General features: G+C 60.5%; 3 protein-coding genes. All 3 read left to right on the top strand.

From position 1 onward, the window contains the following. A partial coding sequence (locus RTK01_RS06035; protein ID WP_312280108.1) for a [Fe-Fe] hydrogenase large subunit C-terminal domain-containing protein occupies positions 1–218 on the top strand: 218 nt, incomplete at its 5' end. A 171-nt stretch (positions 219–389) separates the two neighbouring features. Beyond that, positions 390–3,464, top strand: coding sequence for an S-layer homology domain-containing protein (locus tag RTK01_RS06040; protein ID WP_312280109.1), 3,075 nt, complete (start codon positions 390–392; stop codon positions 3,462–3,464). Positions 3,465–3,707: 243 nt separating this feature from the next. Beyond that, on the top strand, positions 3,708–4,664 hold a 957-nt coding region (locus RTK01_RS06045; protein ID WP_312280110.1), incomplete at its 3' end, for a putative ABC transporter permease.

Genomic DNA, 4,664 nt, shown 5'->3' on the forward strand with positions numbered 1-4,664 from the left:
GGGAGTGCCGCAAGATGCTTACCCTTGCAAAGGCCGGAAAGCGGGACGGTTATCTGCTGGAGGGCATGGCCTGTCCCGGCGGCTGCGTCGCCGGCGCGGGAACCATCGCCCCGGTGAGGGAAACCGCCGCCGCGGTCCAGAGATATAAAGACGGCGCGGCCATTCAAAACGCGCTGGACAGCCCTCTGAAGGAGCGGCTGGGAGATACAAAGGAATAAATACCGGGCGGCCGCCGAAAAGTTTGCAAACTTTTCGGCGGCCTGCAACTTTTTCTGCGCCGGCACGTCTTTACAATAGAGCCTGTTCGGCGCGGTTTCCAAAGATTGCATGGGAGAAAGCGTCCGCCCGGGATTTACTTTCTTTTCAAGGCGTGGTATCCTGAAAGCGTTATGAATAAAAGAGTTGACAACAACCGAAGAGACTATGGAGGCATGAACGTCGATATGAAAAACTACCTGCGCCGCATTTTTTCCAGCGTTCTGGCAGCATCTTTGCTGTGTGCGCTGATGGTTCCCGCCGCGGCATCTGCCGCGCTGGGTGAAGATCTGCTTCAAAAGGACGTCCCGGTGCAGCGGGATACGCAGTTGTCCACCAACGTGTTCTGGAGCACCGCCTACAACGATATGCGGGTGGAAAACTTGATTACATACAGGCCCGGCTCCTCCGCAACGCCCATGGTGACCTACGGCAGCGTGCTTACATCCTGCAACACCGTCTCCTCCGCCGCACAGGCGCTAGAGAGCCAGGGTTACCGCGTGGTGGCGGGCCTGAACGGAGACTTTTACAACGTGAACAACGGCCTTCCCATCGGCATGGTGGCGGCGCAGGGCGAGCTGAAAAGCTCCGACGGCGGCTATTGGGCCATCGGTTTCCGGCAGGACGGCACCGCCGTGCTGGGCAAGCCCGCCGTGAAGGTCAGTGCCGACCTTGGCTATGAGCTGCTGGATAACGGTGATTTTCCCACGCGGGTGGTGCGCCAGCTTGCCGCCGTCAATAAGGCCCGGGTTTCCGGGGGCGGAATCTACCTCTATACATATGAATTCAACTCCAAACACACGATCGGCACCACGGAGCCGGGGGTGGATGTGGTGTGCACCATCCAGAGCGGCTCTCTGGCTTTAAACGGAAGCCCCTTGGTGCTGACGGTGGACAGCGTGCTTGCCGACGCGGCGGGTACCGCCGTTCCGCAGGGGAAGGTGGTTTTGTCCGTTCATAATCAGGCGGATGCCTATGCCCTGAACGCCATGAAAAACATTCCCGTCGGCGCAACCATCAGCGTTACCGCCGCCCCGGCCACCGGTGACTGGCTGGATGTGCAGTATGCCGTGGGCGCACTGTATGCGCTGGTGCAGAATGGCAGCGTGGTTTCCGGACTTCCCACCGACGTGAATCCCCGCACCGCCGTGGGCCAGAAGGCCGACGGGACGCTGGTGTTCTATACCATCGATGGCCGCAGGTCCGGGTATTCTGTGGGCGCGTCCATGACGCAGGTAGCCCAGCGGCTGATTGAGCTGGGCTGCGTCACCGCCCTGTGTCTGGACGGAGGTGGGTCCACCACCTTCACCACAACCCAGCCCGACGCGGTGAACGCGAAAACCGTTAACCGCCCTTCCGGAGGCAGCGAGCGGGCAGTGAGCAATCAGATTTTTCTGGTGGCCTCCAACCAGTCCAGCGGACAACTGAGCCATTTCTACGTTTCTACTGACAACAGCTATGTGCTGGCGGGCAGCAAAGTAAACGTGACTGCCGCCGCCGTGGATACCAATTACATTCCCATGAGCGGCAAAAGCTATACCCTCAGCACCAGCGCCGGGGAGGTTGAGAACGGTGTTCTCACCACCCCCGCCAGCGGCGGAGAGGTGACCGTCACCGCCACGGGCGGCGGACAGTCCGGTTCTGCCAAGGTTCACGCCGTCACCACGCCGGACTCCATCTCCGTGAAAAACGGCGCTACCGCCGTCACCACGCTGACAGTGGCTCCCGGCAGCGCAACAACCCTCACCGCCTCCGCCGTATATCGGCATCTGGCCCTGAAGGCGGACCCGGAGGCCTTTACCTGGGCCGTCACCGGCGATATCGGCGCGGTGGACAAAACCGGGAAGTTTACCGCGGGTTCCCCCGGCACCGGCACCCTGACGGTCTCCGCCGGGGGAAAGACCGCCACAGTGCAAGTGAATGTCTCCCACATCGCCCTTGCCACGGTGGAGGACTTTGAAGCCGCCGCACCCGAGCTTTCCTCCTTCAGCTACGGCGCAACCATTTCCCGCGTCACCGACATGAATCTGGTGAAGTACGGCCGGGCTTCCGCCGCCGTGAATTACACCATCGGCGCGGATGGAACCTCCTCTATTCTCTTCGCCGTGCCCTATTCCATCGGCAGCGCCTATACCCAGATGAGCTTCTGGCTGTATGGCGACAAGTCCGGCAATGCGCTGACCGTTTTGACCTCCGACGGGGCGAACACCGTGGAGACCCCGGCAGGCAGCGTGGACTTTACCGGCTGGAAGCAGATTACCGTTGCTCTGCCCACAGGAACCGCGACGCTGGCCGGATTCAAGCTGACCACTGGAATCAACGCGGACGGGACGGCAACCGCCGCATCCGGCACACTGTATCTGGATCAGTTGGTGACCTCCTATAACAACGTGGTGGACACCGCGCCCCCCGAGGTGAAGGCCACCCTCTCCGGAACCAGTCTAACCGCAACGATTACCGACGCGGCAGACAAATTCCCGGCCCAGAGCGGCGTGTCCGTCACCATGGACGGCAAGGTCGTGGCCTTCACCTATGACCCTGCGAAGGGGACCCTTTCCGCCGCTCTGCCCGTGAGCGATACCTATGCTCACCGCGTTACCGTCACCGCACGGGACGCTTCCGGCAACATCGGCCGCGCCTCCTGCGACATTGCAGCCACCGGCGGCGAGGTGCAGTTCGGCGATACCGCGGGCTATTGGGCCGGGACCTACGTGGACTGGCTGAAAACCGCCGGGATTACCACCGGGTATGAGGACGGGACCTTCCGCCCCAACCAATCCATCACCCGCCAGCAGTTTGCCGTGATGCTTTACCGCTATCTGGGACTGGACGGAAGCGGATACGAAGCAAACGACCTCCCCTTCGCAGACGCGGGAGACATTGGCGAGTATGCCCGCACCGCAGTGAAAACGCTGTACTCCATGGGGATTCTTACCGGGTCTGAGAAGAATGGGAAGATTTATTTTAGCCCCGGTGCAAGTCTTACCCGCGCTCAGGCGGCAACTATGATTGGCCGAACCCAGCAGAAGGGCTATGCCCAGGCGGCCCTCACCTTTAAGGACGCGGCCTCCATTCCCGCCTACGCCGCCTATTACATTCAGACCATGGCGGCCCAGAAGGTCATCAGCGGCTATGAGGACGGCGCGTTCCGCCCCAACACCTCGATCACCCGTGGCCAGATGGCGAAGATTCTATACAATCTGCTGTAAAGGCAGCGTGAAAAGTTTTCGCGGCAAACGCGAAGAATCAAAATGTGAGGCCCCGGGGAACTTAATTCCCCGGGGCCTTTCGGTTTGCGTTGTTTTCTGCACGTCCACGAGAGAGGTTTTAAAGAAAAAAGCGAGAAATTGAAAGAATTTAGTCGGACGGCCTAAATGTTAAAAATTGTCCGGTTGATTTTTCGACGGGATAGGAGTAGACTGACGAGACAATTATTGAAGGGAGGGAGCTTTTTGCGTGCCTATACGGCGGACCAGTGGGTCCTGTTGTTTTTTTTCTACTGTCTGTGCGGCTGGGTTTGGGAGTCGTGCTACGTCTCCGCGCGGCGACGCAGATGGGTTAACCGGGGCTTCCTCTACGGGCCGGTGCTGCCAATTTACGGCTCCGGAGCCATCCTGATTTTGCTGTTTACTCTGCCGGTGCGAAATTATTTTGCGTTGCTGTACCTGAGCGGCGCGGTGGCGGCCACGCTGCTGGAATACGTCACCGGTGCGGCCATGGAGCGGCTGTTTAAGGTGCGCTATTGGGACTATTCAGGACAAAGGTTCAATGTGAACGGCTATATCTGCCTTTCCAGCAGCATTGCCTGGGGCTTTTTTTCCATTTTGCTGGTGAAGGTAGTCCATCCGCCGATTGCGCGGCTGGTGCTGTCCATTCCTGCCGCATTCGCCACGCCGCTGGCGCTGGCGCTGGTGGCGGGCTTTACCGTGGACGCGGTGCGCTCCGTGCAGGCCGCGCTGGATCTGCGCGCCATGCTGGAAAAGCTCACGGAGGAAAACGAGGAGCTGCGCCGCCTTGCCCGGCGGATGGAGATTATCTCTGCCTTCGCGGAGGAGGATTTGCAAAAATTCCGGGACAAAACGCAGGTGGAGCGCATTTTGCTCCAAAGTCGGCTGAGAGAAGAGCGGCAAAAGCGGGCCAGAGGCCGGGCGGAACGGAAGCAGCGCCGGGAGGATCGTTTGGCCGAGGCGCTGCGAACACTGTCGGACGCCACCCTGAGCGCGCTGGAGAACGTGACCGCCGCCGCCGAGGTCTGCCGAGATCGGCTGATGGGTGAAAATGGCCTGTCCGTCGGGAAGCTGGCGGAGCTGGACGAGGCGGTGAAAAAGCTGCGGGCGCGGCAGGAGGCCGTTCGGGCCAGAACCGCGAAAACCTATCGTCAGGCTCTGCGCATTCTGCGGGGCAATCCC

The organism is Oscillibacter sp., assembly GCF_031978065.1.
Classification (GTDB): Bacteria; Bacillota; Clostridia; order Oscillospirales; family Oscillospiraceae; genus Oscillibacter.

Coding starts and splice junctions, on each gene's coding strand:
- RTK01_RS06040 (WP_312280109.1), top strand. CDS start 390: ATGAATAAAAGAGTTGACAACAACCGAAGAGACTATGGAGGCATGAAC.